Source organism: Aeromonas sp. 603404 (assembly GCF_049171775.1).
In the GTDB taxonomy this organism is placed as follows: domain Bacteria; phylum Pseudomonadota; class Gammaproteobacteria; order Enterobacterales; family Aeromonadaceae; genus Aeromonas; species Aeromonas veronii_A.
Map to the genome: position 1 here is coordinate 297,834 of NZ_JAAKPE010000004.1, position 17,347 is coordinate 315,180.

14 protein-coding genes are annotated in these 17,347 nt (G+C 56.1%); 3 read left to right on the plus strand and 11 right to left on the minus strand.

The window, feature by feature from the left end; all coding sequences use genetic code 11:
- Window positions 1-87: 87 nt before the first annotated feature.
- The 8 genes from G5306_RS08660 to queA all read right to left on the minus strand — a co-directional run bounded on the left by G5306_RS08660 (window position 88) and on the right by queA (window position 8,637).
- On the minus strand, window positions 88-1,065 hold the full coding sequence (locus G5306_RS08660) for a helix-turn-helix domain-containing protein (RefSeq protein WP_421312740.1): 978 nt from the start codon (window positions 1,063-1,065) through the stop codon (window positions 88-90).
- Window positions 1,066-1,665: 600 nt separating this feature from the next.
- Window positions 1,666-2,601, minus strand: a complete 936-nt coding sequence (gene nlpI / locus G5306_RS08665) for a lipoprotein NlpI (protein WP_005344691.1) — start codon at window positions 2,599-2,601, stop codon at window positions 1,666-1,668.
- Between the two features lie 90 nt (window positions 2,602-2,691).
- On the minus strand, window positions 2,692-3,060 hold the full coding sequence (locus G5306_RS08670) for a rhodanese-like domain-containing protein (protein ID WP_421312741.1): 369 nt from the start codon (window positions 3,058-3,060) through the stop codon (window positions 2,692-2,694).
- Window positions 3,061-3,159: 99 nt separating this feature from the next.
- On the minus strand, window positions 3,160-4,107 hold the full coding sequence (gene secF / locus G5306_RS08675) for a protein translocase subunit SecF (RefSeq protein WP_421173000.1): 948 nt from the start codon (window positions 4,105-4,107) through the stop codon (window positions 3,160-3,162).
- A gap of 10 nt (window positions 4,108-4,117) precedes the next feature.
- Window positions 4,118-5,971, minus strand: coding sequence for a protein translocase subunit SecD (secD, locus tag G5306_RS08680; protein WP_421258887.1), 1,854 nt, complete (start codon window positions 5,969-5,971; stop codon window positions 4,118-4,120).
- Window positions 5,972-5,989: 18 nt separating this feature from the next.
- Window positions 5,990-6,325 carry a preprotein translocase subunit YajC gene (gene yajC, locus G5306_RS08685; protein WP_005337327.1) on the minus strand — a complete coding sequence of 112 codons (336 nt, stop codon included), beginning with the start codon at window positions 6,323-6,325 and terminating at the stop codon, window positions 5,990-5,992.
- A 48-nt stretch (window positions 6,326-6,373) separates the two neighbouring features.
- Window positions 6,374-7,510, minus strand: a complete 1,137-nt coding sequence (gene tgt / locus G5306_RS08690) for a tRNA guanosine(34) transglycosylase Tgt (protein WP_005337329.1) — start codon at window positions 7,508-7,510, stop codon at window positions 6,374-6,376.
- A gap of 74 nt (window positions 7,511-7,584) precedes the next feature.
- Entirely contained in the window at window positions 7,585-8,637 is a 1,053-nt protein-coding gene (gene queA, locus G5306_RS08695; RefSeq protein WP_042056163.1) for a tRNA preQ1(34) S-adenosylmethionine ribosyltransferase-isomerase QueA, read from the minus strand.
- A gap of 212 nt (window positions 8,638-8,849) precedes the next feature.
- On the opposite strand from queA, the gene G5306_RS08700 reads away from it, so the two are divergent.
- The 3 genes from G5306_RS08700 to ahpF all read left to right on the plus strand — a co-directional run bounded on the left by G5306_RS08700 (window position 8,850) and on the right by ahpF (window position 12,270).
- The gene (locus G5306_RS08700) at window positions 8,850-9,296 is read left to right on the plus strand and encodes a CBS domain-containing protein (protein ID WP_013723842.1); all 447 of its coding nucleotides are present in this window, start codon (window positions 8,850-8,852) and stop codon (window positions 9,294-9,296) included.
- Window positions 9,297-9,999: 703 nt separating this feature from the next.
- Window positions 10,000-10,566, plus strand: a complete 567-nt coding sequence (gene ahpC, locus G5306_RS08705) for an alkyl hydroperoxide reductase subunit C (RefSeq protein ID WP_005337335.1) — start codon at window positions 10,000-10,002, stop codon at window positions 10,564-10,566.
- Window positions 10,567-10,689: 123 nt separating this feature from the next.
- Window positions 10,690-12,270, plus strand: coding sequence for an alkyl hydroperoxide reductase subunit F (ahpF, locus tag G5306_RS08710; RefSeq protein WP_421206635.1), 1,581 nt, complete (start codon window positions 10,690-10,692; stop codon window positions 12,268-12,270).
- A 136-nt stretch (window positions 12,271-12,406) separates the two neighbouring features.
- On the opposite strand, the gene G5306_RS08715 is transcribed toward ahpF, so the two are convergent.
- The 3 genes from G5306_RS08715 to G5306_RS08725 form a co-directional block, all read right to left on the minus strand.
- The gene (locus G5306_RS08715) at window positions 12,407-13,123 is read right to left on the minus strand and encodes an SIMPL domain-containing protein (protein ID WP_005337338.1); all 717 of its coding nucleotides are present in this window, start codon (window positions 13,121-13,123) and stop codon (window positions 12,407-12,409) included.
- Between the two features lie 56 nt (window positions 13,124-13,179).
- Complete coding sequence (locus G5306_RS08720) at window positions 13,180-13,740, minus strand: hypothetical protein (RefSeq protein ID WP_042056172.1); 561 nt, start codon at window positions 13,738-13,740, stop codon at window positions 13,180-13,182.
- 85 nt (window positions 13,741-13,825) lie between these two features.
- Window positions 13,826-17,308 carry a VWA domain-containing protein gene (locus G5306_RS08725; RefSeq protein ID WP_421312742.1) on the minus strand — a complete coding sequence of 1,161 codons (3,483 nt, stop codon included), beginning with the start codon at window positions 17,306-17,308 and terminating at the stop codon, window positions 13,826-13,828.
- Between the last annotated feature and the right edge of the window lie 39 nt (window positions 17,309-17,347).

Below are 17,347 nucleotides of genomic sequence, written 5' to 3' on the forward strand. Positions count from 1 at the left end.
GGCACGGCCGGGCCCCCAGCCCGGCCTTGCCCGACAATGGCCCAGCAATGACCCGACCACGGGATCGGCCTTGCGCCGGTCCCGTTTTTATTGGCGGGCGTTGCGATAGGCCAGCGGCGTCATCCGGGTGTTGGCCTTGAAGAAGCGGTTGAAGGCGCTCTGGGACGAGAAGCCGACCCGATCGCTGATGTTCTGTAGCGGTTGATCACCCTCCCCCAGCAAGCGGCAGGCTTCGCTCACCCTCGCCTCCCTCAGCAGGGTCGAGAAACTGCTCCCCTCCCCCTGCAATTTGCGATTCAGGGTCCAGCGGCTGACATTCATGGCCGCGCACACCTCCTTGAGCAGGCTCTCGTCGCTCTCCAGCTCCCCTTCCCGGATCTTGTGGCGGATCCGCTCCCCCACCAGACAGGCAAAGGGGGCCCGCTCGGCGATGTCGGCACAGATCTGCGCCAGCTGAGCCAATTGCAGATGACCCAGCGGCTCGTTGTAGCACTGGCTGGGACAGTCGAGTTGTGCGTTGTCGATGGTCAGGGTGTTTTCCTCCTGCTCCCAGCGGCAGCGGGTGGCGAAGAACTGGTCCAGCAACTGATGGCGCGGTGGCGGCCGCCCCGTGAAGCCCACCGAGACCCGGGGATCCGCCAGATAGACTCGCAAAATTCGGTAGAGGATGATGAAGTTGGGGATAGCCTGACTCGCCCCCAGGCTGGCGGGCCCCTGATTGACATACAGGTATTGGCTGGCCTGCGCCCCCCGCAGCACCCGCAGCTCGTCACAATTGCCGATGATGGGGCGATAGGCCAGCAGCACCTCAAGCGCAGCCCGCGGCGAGGGCTGATTCAGGCACAGGCTGATGAGAGGTGGATAGTGCTGGTAGAGCTGGCCGATGTCGTAGGAGAGAATGGTTTCGTGAAAACTGGCCAGATAGGGCTGCATCAGTTGCAGCATCCGGTAGTGGCTGTGGGCCGGCAACCGTCCCTGCTCCCGCTCGATGTCGAACGACGTGAGGCCGCCCGCCATCAAAATGGCATCGGGATCGCCCCCCTGCTGCTGGCAGGCTCCCAGCATTCGTCTGATCACCTGGTTTGATACGCTCTGTGACATCCGTCGTCCAGGCCTCCGTGCTGACAGGAAATTGCTCGTGATCTCCACTTTATCGACTACTGATCCACCTCCCATCGAACAGGGTTAGGAGACCAAGGACCATTATGGGGCGGTCACAGGACGAGCAGATGTAACGGAGTGTAAAAGCACGGGCCAGCACGCATATTTACTCCCTATCGTCAGCCTCACCCATTATGAGAGAGGCAGTCCGGCAGGAATCGGACAAGAGCAGCGATAGTCAACCAGTCGCCCACCGCGATAGGGAAGAGAATCACCCATATCAGGAGGCATACGACGAGCCGACCAGGTTTCACACGGAGTCGGCCCCATCCATCTGTTGAGCTGCATGGATCAGATGTGCCCGTTCATTATTCAGAGGCGGGCGGCAGAGTTGGAAAAACTGGTAGGGTTGTGTGGATTAGCGACACGAAGCTCACTGTGACATGGAGCCAAGCCACGGGAGTGGGTGTGAAAAAGCAGATAAAAACAATGCCAGTCAGGCTTTACTGACTGGCATTAGCCTCATACCGAGGTTTTTTATCACCGGGTAATCGCCATCTCCATTCAGGAGGGCTGTTCGCCTTTGCTCTGGGCACCCGGCGGCAAGGGTTTGCGCGCCATCAACTCCAGTTCGAGCAGAGCATAGCGGTGCTCGATGAAGTCATAGACGTTGTTGGAGAGCGCCAGCTTGAAGTAGCTGATGGCTTCCTTGCGGTTGCCTTTGCCCAACTCGAACTTGCCCAGATAGAAATAGGTTTCACACAGGCGCTCGGCCAGCTCCCGGTTATCCTTCACCCCTTTCACCACGTTGCCCATCAGCTGGGACGCGTTGATCTCGCCGGTATAGAGGCGAACCAGATCCCAGTTCCAGGCGTCGTCATCGTACTTGTTGAGGCGCTCGCGCATCCGGCTCATGGCCGCAGCGGGATTGAGCTTCTGCTCGGCCAGATAGAGCCAGATCACCCGATAAGGGTCTTCCGGCTGCGCTTCGTAGAAACGCTTCATATCGGCCGCTGCCAGCTCGGGACGATTACCGTAATAGAGGGCAATACCGCGGTTAAGGTAGGCATAGTCATAATCGGGTGCCAGCTCGAGGGCTGAGTCGAATGCCTCATAGGCTTCGTCGTAGTTCTGCTGCTGTACCAGATAGACACCGATGAAGTTGTAGGCTTCAGCGAAATCCGGTTTCTCCCGCAGGGCCCTGTTGAAATCGAGACGGGCAAGGGAACGCAAGCCGACGCGATCAAACACCACGGCACGTTCATAGAACAACTCGGCCCGTTGCTCCGTGGTCAACTCCATTTCACTCAGCATCTGCCCGAGTCGGGCGAGCGCCAACTCGCTTTGGTAGGAGACCTGCAGGGGGGTCGCCAATACCAGTGAAGCAGGCTGCGCCTTGGGAACCTTAGGGGTGTTGACATGACTGCTACTGCTGCAACCCCACATGGGTAGCAGCAACAGGATACCAAGGAGGTATCCAATCCCTTTCCTGACGTTCAATGAACACTCCGACGCTTACGCTTGACCCCGCATATGGTAAAGGTCAGCCGCCACTTTGTCATGTAGCTGAGCCCCTCTCCATCAAATAAATCAGGATTCGACAGGGTATCCGGCCTCCAGCCAGCCGCGAAAACCGCCGTCAACACTGATTACGTTGCGATAACCCATCTGTTGCAAATTGTCGGCCGCCAGTACGGAGCGAAAACCGCCACCGCAATAGAGATAGAGCGTGGTCTCGGGATCCGGGAACAGGGTCTCGATATCCCGCTCAATCACTCCACGACCCAGATATTGGGCTCCGGGCAGATGGCCTTTGGCCCACTCGCTCTCTTCCCGCACGTCGATCAGGTGAAACGTGCGCCCTTCGTCCTGCCAGCGCTTGATCTGGTGCACGTCGGTCTCCTGCACATGGGGGCGAATGGCCTCTACCAGCGCCAGAAAACGGGGATTGTGTTGCATGGCTTGCTCCTTGCCTCTTGGCCAATGGCCGTGGGTGAAACCGTCATAATGGCTCACCCGGATGATAAGAGAAAGGGCGCCTCGTGGCGCCCTTGTCATTTACGGCAGGATCTCTTGCTGATCCGCCCCCTCTTTTTCCACCTGGGTCGGCAGCATGTGCTCGCGCTTGACGCCGAGGAACATGGCAAACGCACTCGCCACATAGATGGAGGAGTAGGTACCGAACGCCACACCGATCACCATGGCCACGGCAAAACCGTGGATCAGCGCGCCGCCCTTGAGCAGCAGCGCCAGCACCACCACGAAGGTGAGCCCGGAGGTGATGATGGTACGGCTCAGGGTCTCGGTCATGGAGAGATCGAGAATGTAGTCGGTATCCCCTTTGCGCACCTTGCGGAAGTTCTCCCGCAAGCGGTCGAACACCACTATGGTATCGTTCAGGGAGTAACCCACTAGGGTCATCAATGCCGCAAGCACGGTCAGGTCGAACTCGTACTGGAAGTAGGCAAAGACGCCCAGGGTGATCACCACGTCATGCACCAGCGAGAGGATGCCGCCCATGGCCAGACGCCATTCAAAGCGCACCGCCACGTAGATCAGGATACAGATGATGGAGGCCAGCATCGCCAACGCCCCGTCAGTAGCCAGCTCGTCACCGACTGAAGGGCCGACGAATTCGACGCGTTTGAGTACAGCGCCCTCATCGAGCAGCTTGGCCGCTGCCAGCACCTCGTTACCCTGCTGCTCGACCTTGACCCCCTCTTTCGGCGCCAAACGGAACAGCACGTCACGGCTGGAGCCAAAGTGTTGCAGGGTGGCCCCTTCAATCTTCTGCTCTTCCAGAACGTCGTGGATCTTGTCCAGGCTCACCGACTGCTGGAATCCCACCTCGATGGTGGTACCACCGGTAAAGTCCAGACCCCAGTTCAGACCCCGATCAAACAGGAAGAACAGGGCTACCACCATCAGCACGGAAGAGAAAACCACACCCGGCTTGGCATAGCGCATAAACGGGATCGGTTTTTCAAAATGTAGAATCTGAAACATTTCTCTATCCTCAGATGGGCAGCTTGTCGATACGCCGTCCACCCCAAGCCAGGTTGATAATGGCACGGGAAACTGTGATGGCAGTAAACATGGAGGCGGTCAGACCAATGCCCAGCGTCAGGGCAAAGCCCTTAATGGCGCCAGTACCGATACCGAACAGGATCACGCAGGTGATCAGCGAGGTCACGTTGGAGTCGGCGATGGTGGAGAATGCCCGATCAAAGCCCAGATGGATGGCTTGCTGAACACCACGACCGTTGCGGATCTCTTCACGAATACGCTCGTAGATCAGCACGTTGGCATCCACCGCCATACCCAGCGTCAGGACGATACCGGCGATACCCGGCAATGTCATGGTGGCCCCAGGGATCATCGACATGATGCCGACAATCAACACCAGGTTCATACAGAGCGCCAGGTTGGCAACCCAGCCGAACGCGCGGTAGTAGATCCCCATGAACAGCACGATCACCAGCATGGCCCAGCCGATGGCTTCCATACCGCTGTCGATGTTCTGTTGACCCAGGCTCGGGCCAATGGTGCGCTCTTCCACGATCTGGATCGGGGCGATCAAGGCACCGGCACGCAGCAGCAGCGCCAGGTTGTGGGCTTCGTTGGCATTGTCGATGCCGGTGATACGGAACTGGCTGCCAAGACGCGACTGGATGGTGGCGACGTTGATCACCTCCTCCTGCTTGCGGAACTTGCGCTTGCCATCCGGACCCGGTTGACCGACCGGCTTGTACTCGATGAAGACGGTCGCCATCCCTTTACCGACGTTGTCCTTGGTAAAGTTGGCCATCTTGTTGCCACCCTGGCCATCCAGCTTGATGTTGACCTGGGGACGGCTGTACTCGTCGAAACCGGACTGGGCACCCACGATGTGGTCACCGGTCAGGATCACCCGCTTTTGCAGCACCACGGGACGACCATTGCGATCGTTGTAGACCTTGGAGCTGGGCGGGACACGGCCATCGGCCGCAGCCTGGATGTCGGCAGTCTCATCGACCATGTGGAATTCCAGGGTCGCGGTTGCACCCAGGATCTCCTTGGCGCGGGCGGTATCCTGAATACCGGGCAGTTCAACGACAATGCGCTCGGCGCCTTGCTGTTGTACCAGCGGCTCGGCCACGCCCAGTTCGTTGACCCGGTTACGGATGATGGTGATGTTCTGCTCGAGGGCGTACTTCTTCACTTCCTTGATCTTGGCTTCGCTCAGACCAGCCAGCAGGATGAACTCATCCCCTTTCTGCTCGGTAGTGAAAGTCAAATCAGGGTTCTGACGACGCAGATGAGAAACGGCACGTTCCTGATCGGCTTCGTCACGGAAGATCACCTGCACCTGATCACCGACCCGGCGCACACCGGAGTAACGGATCTTCTGGGTGCGCAGCTCGGAGCGGAAATCCTGCACCATCTGCTCTTGCTGCTTGGTCAGTGCTTCGGCCATGTCCACTTCCATCAGGAAGTGCACACCACCGCGCAGATCAAGACCCAGCTTCAGAGGCGCCGCACCGATGGCTTCGAGCCAGGCGGGAGTGGAAGGTGCCAGGTTGAGTGCGGTAATGAAGTTATCGCCCAGCTTGTTGGCAACGATATCGCGCGCCTTCAGCTGGTCTTCGGTGTTCTTGAAACGGATCAGGATAAAACCGTGCTCGAATGCAGCATGTTTGACCGGGATCTTGGCCGCATCAAGGGTCTCTTTCACCAGATCAAGAGTATCTAGCTTGACTTCGGCACCACGGCTGGCAGAAACCTGCAAAGCCGGATCTTCGCCGTAAAGATTGGGGGCTGCATATAGAAAACCGATGGCGATCACCAGGATCACCATCAGGTATTTCCACAGCGGATAGCGATTCAACACGCTGTGCTCCTTGGGAGATTAAAGGGACTGGATAGAACCCTTGGGCAGAACGGCAGAGACGAAGTCCTTTTTGATGGTGACTTGAGTCTGGTCGTTCAGGGCGATCACCAGGTAATCGCTGTCTGCAGCCACTTTGGCAATTTTGCCAACCAGGCCACCGGAAGTGAGCACTTCATCACCCTTGGACAATGAGCTCATCAGATTGCGGTGATCCTTGGCACGCTTGGCCTGGGGACGATAGATCATGAAGTAGAAAATCAGGCCGAATACGGCCAGCATGATGATCATTTCCATACCACCACCCTGTGCACCCGGTGCTGCGCCTTCTGCATACGCCTTGGAGATAATGCTCATTTAACAACCTCTTATTGATGTAGATTTAAAAAAAATTATATGTTGTTGTTATTTAACGTCATTTTCAGCTAACGGAGGCACAGGCTTCCCTTGCCGACGGTAAAACTCTGTTACAAAGTCGTCTAATTTACCCTGCTCGATCGCGTCCCGCAAACCCTGCATCACACGCTGGTAATAACGCAGGTTATGAATCGTATTCAGACGGGCACCGAGGATCTCGTTGCACTTGTCCAGATGGTGCAGGTAGCTTCGGCTGTAGTTCTTGCAGGTGTAGCAATCACACTCGGCATCCAGGGTACTGGTGTCGTTGCGATGTTGGGCGTTGCGGATCTTCACCACACCATCGGTGGTGAACAGGTGGCCGTTGCGGGCGTTGCGGGTCGGCATGACGCAGTCGAACATGTCGATACCACGGCGCACCCCTTCCACCAGATCCTCCGGCTTGCCGACCCCCATCAGGTAACGCGGCTTGTCGGCTGGAATTTTCGGGCAGACGTGCTCGAGGATGCGGTGCATGTCCTCTTTGGGTTCACCCACGGCCAGACCACCGACCGCATAACCGTCGAAACCGATCTCCAGCAGCCCCTTTAGGGAGACATCCCGCAGATCTTCGTAGACCGAGCCCTGAATGATGCCGAACAGGGCGTTCTTGTTACCCAGTGCATCAAACTTGTCGCGGGAGCGCTTGCCCCAGCGCAGGGACATCTCCATGGACTTGCGCGCTTCTTCATAAGTAGCCGGGTACGGGGTGCACTCGTCGAAGATCATCACGATGTCGGAGCCCAGATCGTACTGGATCTCCATGGACTTCTCGGGGTCAAGGAAGATCTTCTCGCCATTGATGGGGTGACGGAAGTGCACCCCCGCCTCGGTGATCTTGCGAATATGGCCCAGGCTGAACACCTGGAAACCACCGGAGTCGGTCAGGATCGGGCCCTGCCAGTTCATGAAATCGTGCAGATCGCCGTGGGCACGCATCACTTCCTGACCCGGACGCAGCCAGAGGTGGAAGGTGTTACCCAGCAGGATCTGGGCGCCGGTTTCACGCACTTCTTCCGGGGTCATCCCCTTGACGGTGCCGTACGTCCCGACCGGCATAAAGGCCGGCGTTTGTACCACACCACGTTCGAAGACCAGTTGACCGCGACGGGCACGGCCGTCGGTGGTTTTCAGTTCAAATTTCATTGCTACCTCGGCTGCGTCAGATAAACAGTCTGACTATAGGAGGGCCGCTCACGGCCCGGTAAATAAGCTGAAGCTTATGCTTCAACCTGGCGACGGGTGACGAACATGGCATCCCCGTAGCTGAAGAAACGGTACTGTCCGACCACGGCTGCCTGATAGGCCGCCATCACGTTGTCATAACCGGCGAAGGCGCTGACCAGCATGATCAGGGTCGACTCCGGCAGATGGAAGTTGGTGACCATGGCATCGACAATCTGGAACTGGTAACCAGGGAAGATGAAGATATCGGTGTCACTAAAAAAGGGCGCCAGCGGTTTGCCCTGTGCCAGGGTGACCTTGGCCGCGCTCTCCAGCGAACGGACCGAAGTAGTACCGACCGCAATCACCCGGCCACCACGGGCACGGGTGGCCGCGATGGCATCCACCACCTCTTGCGGCACTTCCGCATACTCGGAGTGCATGTGGTGATCTTCAATCTTATCTACCCGCACCGGCTGAAAGGTGCCCGCCCCTACATGCAGGGTGACGAAGGCCGTTTCAACCCCTTTGGCCCGAATTTTCTCAAGCAGCGGCTCATCAAAGTGCAGGCCGGCGGTCGGCGCAGCGACAGCGCCCGGCTTTTGATTGTAAACGGTCTGGTAGCGCTCCTTGTCGGCATCCTCGTCGGGGCGGTCGATATAGGGGGGCAGCGGCATGTGGCCGATGGCCTCCAAAATCTCCAGCACCGGACGCGGGTCGAGGAAGTGGATCTCGAACAGGGCGTCGTGGCGGGCGCGCATCTCTGCCTCCACACCACCATCCATGATCATCCGGGTGCCGGGCTTGGGCGCCTTGGAGGCCCGGACATGGGCCAGCACGCTGTGCTCGTCCAGAATGCGCTCGACCAGTACCTCCAGCTTGCCGCCGCTGGCCTTCTGGCCAAACATGCGAGCCGGAATGACACGGGTGTTATTGAATACCAGCAGGTCACCCGGATTGAGCTGATCCAGCACATCCACAAATTGACCGTGGCGCAGGGCGCCAGTCTGACCATCGAGCTGCAACAGGCGGCTGGCAGTACGCTCTGCCATCGGATAGCGGGCAATCAGCTCGTCTGGCAGATCAAAATGAAAATCGGATACTTGCATCTTTCACCTCGGGGGGAATCGGCGGCTAGTCTAGTTATCCCCATCTTCCAAGGCAACCCAAAAGACCAAAAACCCAAGAGAGACAAGGGGTAGCGAGCAATATTGAGACACACATCCGGTTAATGATTCTTTAATGTTCTGTATTGACCCTGATCATGTTTTGCCAATGGGCGCTGGGCTAGGGTGAAAGCAGATACACAAGGAGGCCCACCATGATGACCCTATCCGAAATCATGACCGAACACCCCTTCACTCTGGGTCCGTCAAACAGTGTCAAACAGGCGATGGACCTGATGCAGCAGGAGCGAATCCGCCACATTCCCATCGTCGACGAGCAGCATCACCTGCTGGGGTTGGTAACTCTCACCGATATCCTGGCCACCCGGGAATCCAAGCTGCTGCTCATCAGCCCGGAGCGGGAAGCCGAATTTACCGACAGCGTGCAACTCGACGAGATCATGACACGGCAAGTGGCGAGCGTAGATCCTCACGCCGGCATCAAGGAGGCAGCACTTTACCTGCAGCGCCACAGATATGGCTGCCTGCCGGTACTCAAAGGACGCAAGCTAATCGGCATTGTCACCGAGTCGGACTTTATTGCCGTGGCCATCAACCTGCTGGAATTGATGGAAGAGCAGGAACCACCTACCGACTTTTGATAGATTAAGTTGTAATTAAATTACAATAAAAGCGTTTTCAGCCGTCTAAATAAGCTTAAATGATGAAACACTTTCATTTTGATTGAAAAATTACAACAAACACTTGCCTTGTGATCTGCGTCACACTATTATCCCTCCCATGCAATAGTTGCCGAGGGGAAGACGAGGGATTGTGCACCCATTATCTTCCTCTCATATGTCTGCAAGTTTGCACACCCCGTAGTTAGTCTTTGCTGTAAAGCATTTGTTTATATAGCCATTCCTTGTTTGATGACCCGGCCCTGTCGTTGCGATAGCGCCGGGATTTTTTTATCCGCGTTTTCTGCTCTCCCCCTTGTCAGCACATCCCCCATCGCTGCGAGGAACGGTCTCAACCTCCTCGCCACCTGTTTGCTCTATATGTTTGCACCACCGTTTATCTCATCGCGTTATCGTGGCTCTGCACACCTCTTCCCATGCCTTGAAAAGGCGATGTAGCGCACAGATATTGAACCACGACAAGGAGTTATCTCAGTAGGCCTGAGATATTCATGTTAGGTACAGCCATAGTGAGTTATCTAATAAGTAGATTTAAGCGATTCAAAATTGCGGCTTTTCTCGATTAGTGGAAGCCCCTATGATGAATCCATCGAAAGTTAAGCGCCTCGTCTGGCAGACTCTTCAACACCAGACCGGCATATGTACATCACCAAGGAGCAATTACATGTCTACCTACATCAACACTGAAATCAAGCCGTTCAATGCTACCGCCTACCACAATGGTAAATTCGTTCAGGTGTCTGACGCTGACCTGAAAGGCAAGTGGTCCGTGGTCTTCTTCTACCCGGCTGACTTCACCTTCGTTTGCCCGACCGAGCTGGGCGACCTGGCTGACAACTACGCTGAATTCCAGAAGCTGGGCGTTGAGATCTACTCTGTCTCTACCGATACCCACTTCACTCACAAAGCATGGCACGACACTTCTGACACCATTCAGAAGATCCAGTACCCGATGATTGGTGACCCGACTGGTACCATCACCCGCAACTTCGGCGTGATGATCGAAGAAGCTGGTCTGGCTGACCGCGGTACCTTCGTGATTGACCCGCAGGGCATCATCCAGATCGTCGAGATCAACGCTGGCGGCATCGGCCGTGACGCACTGGAACTGCTGCGCAAAGTCAAAGCAGCCCAGTACGTTGCTTCCCACCCGGGTGAAGTGTGCCCGGCTAAATGGAAAGAAGGCGAAGCCACTCTGGCCCCGTCCCTGGATCTGGTAGGCAAGATCTAAGCCTCCCGCTTCCAAGACCGGCCCGCATAAGGGCCGGTCTGCTTTCCGGCATTGCCAAATAGGCCTGAAAGCAGACCGACTCACATTTAATGCCAACTCGCCATTACAAGAAGGAATTCGACCATGTTGGATACCAACCTCAAACAACAGCTGAACACCTATCTGCAGTACATCGTCAATCCCATCGAGATCAGCGTGTCCGGCAACGACAGCGACAAATCTGCAGAGCTGCTGGCACTGGCCAGCGAGATCGCCGAGATGTCCCCCAAGATCACCCAGACCTCTGGCACTGCCGTTCGCAAGCCTTCCATGAGCGTCGCGCCCCAGGGCCAAGCACCGCGTGTTCACTTTGCCGGCATCCCCATGGGTCATGAATTTACCTCTCTGGTACTCGCCCTGCTGCAAAGCGGCGGCCACCCCTCCAAGGCCGATGCGGCAGTGCAGGAGCAGATCCGCAATCTCAAAGGTGAGTTCCACTTCGAGACCTATATCTCCCTCTCCTGCCACAACTGCCCGGACGTAGTACAGGCCCTCAACCTGATGGCGACCCTGAACCCCGGCATCACTCACACCATGATCGACGGCGCCCTGTTCCAGGAAGAGGTCGCCGAGCGTCAAATCATGGCGGTACCGAATGTTTACCTGAACGGTCAACCGTTCAGCCAGGGCCGGATATCGCTGGAAGAGATCGTCGCCAAACTCGACACCGGCGCCGCCGAGCGCAAGGCTGCCGAGCTGAATGAGAAAGATCCCTACGACGTACTGGTGGTGGGCGGTGGCCCGGCTGGCGCCGCAGCGGCCATCTATGCCGCCCGTAAAGGCATTCGCACCGCCATCGTTGCCGAGCGTTTCGGTGGTCAGGTGATGGACACCGTCGGTATCGAGAACTTTATCTCCGTGCCCTACACCGAAGGCCCCAAACTGGCCGCCAGCCTGGAGCAGCACGTCAAACAGTACGGCGTGGAAGTGATAACCGAACAGCGCGCCGCCGCCATCAGCAAAGATGGATATGTGAACGTGGATCTCGCCTCTGGTGCCACCTTGAAGAGCCGCGCCGTGATCCTGGCTACCGGTGCCCGCTGGCGTGATCTGAACGTACCGGGCGAGCTTGAGTACCGCACCAAGGGCGTGGCCTACTGCCCGCACTGTGACGGCCCCTTCTTCAAGGGCAAGCGAGTAGCTGTGATTGGTGGCGGTAACTCCGGTATCGAGGCGGCCATCGATCTGGCTGGCATCGTCGAGCATGTGACTGTGGTGGAGTTCGCCGACACCCTGCGTGCCGATGAAGTGCTGCAGAAGAAGGCTCGCTCCATGGGCAATATCGACATCATCATGAGCGCTCGCACCACCGAAGTGATCGGTGATGGCAGCAAGGTGGTCGGCATGGATTACGAAGATCGCACCACAGGTGAGATCAAGCACCTGGCGGTAGCGGGCATCTTCGTCCAGATCGGCCTGGTACCGAACACTGAGTTCCTCAAAGGGAGCGAGATTGCCATGACCCGCTTTGGCGAGATCGAGATCGATACCAAAGGGGCGACCTCCCTGCCCGGCGTCTACGCCGCAGGGGATGCCACCACGGTACCGTTCAAGCAGATCATCATCTCCATGGGTGCTGGCGCCACCGCCGCACTGGGTGCGTTTGATTACCTCATCCGCAACCCGGCGCCGGAAGCGACCAAGGCTGATGCTGTGACCGCCTGATAAACCCAGCGCAACAAAAAGCCGACGCTCGATTTAGTAAACACGAGCGTCGGCTTTTTTATATCTGCATCGATGCGCAATAGAAACCCCGCCGCAAATGGCGGGGGTGTTCATGACTGGACTTAAACGACGGGCATCACTCCAGCAAGAAAACAGCCTCGATATTATCACTTACCGTGATCTGCTGTTGTTGATAGCTGTTGTCCGCCATATCCGCCGCAGGTGCAGCCATCGCCATGGCCTGCACTACCTTCAGGTTGCGGCTGTAGGCGGTAATGGGCGAAGCATTGCGGTACTCCACACTGTAGACCTTGCCAAGCTTCATCCCGAAGGCCTTGGCCAGAGATTCAGCCTTGGTTTTGGCATCCTCAACGGCATTCAAACGGGCCTGCTCCTTGATGACCTGCGGCGATTTCAACCCGTACTCAATCTGGGATACGGACTCCAGCCCGGCTTTGAGTGCGGTATCCATCAGGGGGCTCAACTTGTCGAGCTGATAGAGCTTCACCGCCAATTGTCGCTGAGCACGGTATCCCAACAATACCGGCTTCTTGTTCTCGCCATACTGATATTCCGGAGAGACCATCAGGTTGCCAGCCTCAACATCGCTGCGCTTGATCCCCAGCCCTTCCAGTTGGCTGAAAAAGGCTGCGACCTTGGTATCGACCTGCTGCTTGGCCTTGAGGCCCTGCTTATCCAGTGCACTCACCGCCACATTGAGGGTGAGCATATCGGGTTCGGTCTTCTGCTCGGCATAACCACTCACCACCAGATGGGGCGCTTGCGGCACTTCAATCGCCAGCAGCGGAGCACTGACAACCAGAGCGGAAAGAGTAAGAAGGGGACGCCACATAGAAAAAAACCTCAATCGAAAAGATTGAGGCCATTATGCCCGTGCAGCTACGGGATTCATATATCATGCGAGGGGGGGAACTGATCCAGTATCTGATTGGTCAGATCGAGACTGATGGTGACCACGCTGCAGACATCTGGGCTCTGCTCTACCTTATCTTGTGACGATGTCGCACCGCAGACCTGCACCTCATCATCGAAATGGAACGAGTCCCACGACAGAACATGTCCTTGCACCGCCTGTCCGAGATCGGTGCCACCAATTGCCTCCTCCATCGCAGACCAAGGGATGGTATCAGACGGCCCAAGCAAATTTTGCAACAACGGAGGGTGAAAACTGACCAGTGGATACTCCTGCTGACCCTGCTCATGGCCAACCAGAATCATGTTATGGGCAGACTCGGTATCCAAAACAGGCACATAGGTGATAGAGGCTGCAGCAAAGTCAACATAGAGCGAGCCCGCGACATCACCGGCCTCATTCTCTATCTCCATCCCATCCAGCCGATCACCGGCGATCGAGGCCTGATAGCCAAACTGACCTGCGCAGGTAATGTTGCCCTGTCCATCCCAGCTATAACGGATGCCATCAATGTCGACCCAGTTGAATGACTGCATGATTACCCTCTCTTCTACGGCCGCTATCTTATCCATCCACCTAAAGAAAAAACAGGGGCCAGGCAAGCCCGGCCCCGAGAGAGGGTTACGGATCAACCTTCAAGTTACCGTCATCCAGCAAGTGCTTGATGATCTCCTGATTGGAGCCCAGTGAGGCGAGGTCGAGTGAGTTCTGGAACTGGATGGTCAGTTCCGGGCTCCCACCGGCCCCGGCAGGATCTATCGTCAACGTCTTGGTCGTCGTGTTGAACTGCAGATAGTTGTCCAGCACGGCTGCCAGATCCTCGTTGTTCCCCACTGCAGGTACGCCGACCAGCAGATCCGAGAGATCCAGTACATCTCCACCATTGTTGGTATCACCTAAAGTGAAATCAGTAATGGTATCGATACTGCCGTCCGCATCCCCCGCCAGCCACTTGAAGGTGTCACTCTCCCCACCACCGGTCATGGTATCGCTGCCAAGGCCGCCGATCAGAATGTCCTTACCAAGGTCGCCCGTGAGTATATCGCTACCAGAACCACCATCCAGATAATCATCACCGACACCTCCAACAAGGGTGTCGTTCCCTTCCTGGCCAAAAAGGATATCGTTGCCACTGCCACCATATAGGGTGTCATTACCACCACTGCGGCTACTCTCCCCACTCAGCTCAGTAATATGGGTCCGGATGTAATCCACCGTCTGTTCACGTGTCCACCCATGACTGGACTCCAGCGTTTCAAATACCAGCCAACCAGAACCTTGGGGCAGATCCAGTCCCAACTCGCTGGCCAGCGTATCGGTATTGAGTACATCGCCAAACAGGATGTCATTGCCAACACCACCATCGGCCACGTCATTGCCGGCCCCCAGCAACACGGTAATCTGATCCCCCTCGGTCAGGGCTGCCGTCAACTGCTCGGCACTGGTCACAATCTGGGCATCGCCGATCGGGGCATTGAAACCCTGCTCGATCCGGATATTGTCTATCCGTACCTCAGCATTCCGGTCATTGGAGCTGTCGAGCAGTTCGAACACAAACCCGTATTGCCCGACAGGCAGTCCATCGGTTGTGATAGTGCTGTAAGCCGTCAAAACAGATGAACTAACGCCAGTAATGGTGCCCGTTTGCACTGGATTGAGCATATCCCAGACGCCACCCTCGAGTTTCACCAACTTCCAGGTGAAGCTGTCGCTGCTATTAACACCATTCAAGGCATACTGGAACTGCAGACTTGCTCCGGCTTGTGCCGCAGAAACCTGGATGGCATTGGCCACGGCGAGCGCCAATATTGTCCTGTCAGAATCAGAACCGGTTCGATCATCCCGGATCCGCAAGCTTCCATTTGTAACGGTATGCGATCCCTGAGCATCACCACTGAGCACCCATCCCGAGGCGGCATTTATGCCGCTACCACTACCAAATGTGGCCAAGTCAAGGAAGCTGCCTGCCGAGTAAAACTGATCTGCCGTTTCAGTCGTGTTATCAAAGAACTTCAACAAATCCTTGTTAACATCATTGGTCACCCCGATTGCATTGACCTGGCTGATGGCACTGAGTGAAACAAAAGCATCCACCGACTCCTTGATCACCTCAAATGTGGTGCTGTTGCCTGGTCCAGCGACCTGATTGCTGTCATTGAGGTAGTAAGTCGGGTTACCATCCGTGACAAAGAATGTCAGGTTCTGGTAACCGGGAGCAGCCTTGCTACCATCATTGAACCACTGCACGGCCTGATTGAACGCGGCTTCATAGTTGGTGCCACCATTGGCAACCAGTGCATCAATGGCATTGGTCAGGTTGCTCACATTACTGGCATCAAGCCCTACTATTGTCACACTCTCGCTGGCATTCGCCGCAAAACCAATCAAGGTGATATTGATCTCACCATCATGATCTTTCAACTGGTTCGCCAAATGGGTCAGGGAGGCCTTGAGCATACTCAGTCGTGATCCAGCCATACTGCCAGACACATCGACCACCAAGGCAATATTGTAATTCTCACCCGGGATGAAATTGGTACTGGTGCCGCCGATGTCCCCCACCACAATATCGTGACCAGCACCGCCTGCAACCAGACCATCCACACTACCGTTGGAGTTGGGCACCTTGTGATCATCATCCGTGCCGGGGGTCCCGGTAGTGTCGGGGGTATCCGAGGTGTTGCTGCCCACAACCAGAATATTGGACGCGACGGGAGGCTCATTGCTCTTGACCGATACAGTAAAGTTGGCGCTGGCTTTATCTCCATCGGCATCAGTCAAGGTAGCACTGAAATCAAGGTCAATATCAGGAGGCGTGATCTTGTCGATCACTCCGAAATTCTCGATCCTCACCGAGTCATTGCCATTCAGCACAAAGCGGACATAAAGCTGGCTGAACTCCCCATCGGGTTCTATGCTGGCCAACTGCATCGACCCTTTGAGTCCTGACAGAACAAGCTCTCCGGAATCGACGACGGTCACGCCATCGGCAGCATAAGCCACCCACTGTATGGTGCTGGTATTGGTGTTGCCAACCCCGTAGACGTTGAAAGAGAGCCCATCAACGGCTGCAGTCGTGGATACCTTGAACCCTTCGTTATTGTCCAGGTTGCCGTTCTTAATCCCGAAACCATTGTTGTTCGGGTTGAGATTATCTGCATCACTCCCCGGCAGATCCTGAGGATTATTGACGCTGCCATTGAACAGCAGACCATCGAACAGTACACCAATCCCGCCAGCAGTAACTCCGATCGTCTCAACAGGCCCGCCAGCACCGAACTGTGCCCCGATCGAGAAAGTCTGGGTTGGCTGGGGAGTAACCAGTTCAAAGCTGTAAGTATTGTCGTCATTGAGTGTCAATGTATAGAACACTTTAGGTGGCTGCCCACTACCATCAATGGTTGCTACCAGAGTCTTGCCATCAGTCGACAAGGTTTCGGTAATCCCTGCCAAATCAGGCCATCCAGTCAGTTTCAGTCCACCAGTACCCAGAGGGCCATCAGCACCAAAAGAGACGCCAAACAATCCACCGGTAGTGATGTCGGCTACATTCATCACTTCCAGACTTTCGATGCCTGTGATCACGGGCATATCGTCTTCAATAACAACACTGACCTGCTTGGTATCACTCAAGTCACCATCACTGGCTGACAGGTTGAAGGTAAATGTCTTCAGTCCTTCCTTATTGTCTCCAAATTCATGATCGATGGGCCCCAGCAAGGTGACGGTATATTTACCAACCGGATCTACAGATACTTGTATGACTGGGATCCCTCCCGCTGAACCCACCAGTGTCGCAGACCCTATACCACTCCACACAACTGGTACCCCTCCAGAGCTCAGGCCAGATGGAGCAGAAAGAGTGAACGTAAAGGTATTGCTGTCGATATCTGTCACACTTGCCGTCGCATGGGTCGAGGTGCTATCGGTAATATCGCCGGGATTGGGTGAATTGTCTGGATTGGATCCCGGTAATCCCTCCTCGGATATGCGCAGATCCGAGACAGTCAGCATGGGAGCATCATTAGTTGCAGTGACGGTCACGGTGAAGGGCTTGCTGTCTGCCCCACCCTCGTCCGTGGTCCCCGCCACATTGCCATTCACGACCCCGCTCCAGTCCGCCGGCAAGCTAAAGCCAGGTAC

Bases quoted from the DNA above. Each gene is read 5' to 3' on its own strand.
- G5306_RS08660 (WP_421312740.1), bottom strand. From the start codon at position 1,065: ATGCTGGGAGCCTGCCAGCAGCAGGGGGGCGATCCCGATGCCATTTTG.
- G5306_RS08670 (WP_421312741.1), bottom strand. From the start codon at position 3,060: ATGCAACACAATCCCCGTTTTCTGGCGCTGGTAGAGGCCATTCGCCCC.
- secF (WP_421173000.1), bottom strand. From the start codon at position 4,107: ATGTTTCAGATTCTACATTTTGAAAAACCGATCCCGTTTATGCGCTAT.
- yajC (WP_005337327.1), bottom strand. From the start codon at position 6,325: ATGAGCATTATCTCCAAGGCGTATGCAGAAGGCGCAGCACCGGGTGCA.
- tgt (WP_005337329.1), bottom strand. From the start codon at position 7,510: ATGAAATTTGAACTGAAAACCACCGACGGCCGTGCCCGTCGCGGTCAA.
- queA (WP_042056163.1), bottom strand. From the start codon at position 8,637: ATGCAAGTATCCGATTTTCATTTTGATCTGCCAGACGAGCTGATTGCC.
- G5306_RS08700 (WP_013723842.1), top strand. From the start codon at position 8,850: ATGATGACCCTATCCGAAATCATGACCGAACACCCCTTCACTCTGGGT.
- ahpC (WP_005337335.1), top strand. From the start codon at position 10,000: ATGTCTACCTACATCAACACTGAAATCAAGCCGTTCAATGCTACCGCC.
- ahpF (WP_421206635.1), top strand. From the start codon at position 10,690: ATGTTGGATACCAACCTCAAACAACAGCTGAACACCTATCTGCAGTAC.
- G5306_RS08715 (WP_005337338.1), bottom strand. From the start codon at position 13,123: ATGTGGCGTCCCCTTCTTACTCTTTCCGCTCTGGTTGTCAGTGCTCCG.
- G5306_RS08720 (WP_042056172.1), bottom strand. From the start codon at position 13,740: ATGCAGTCATTCAACTGGGTCGACATTGATGGCATCCGTTATAGCTGG.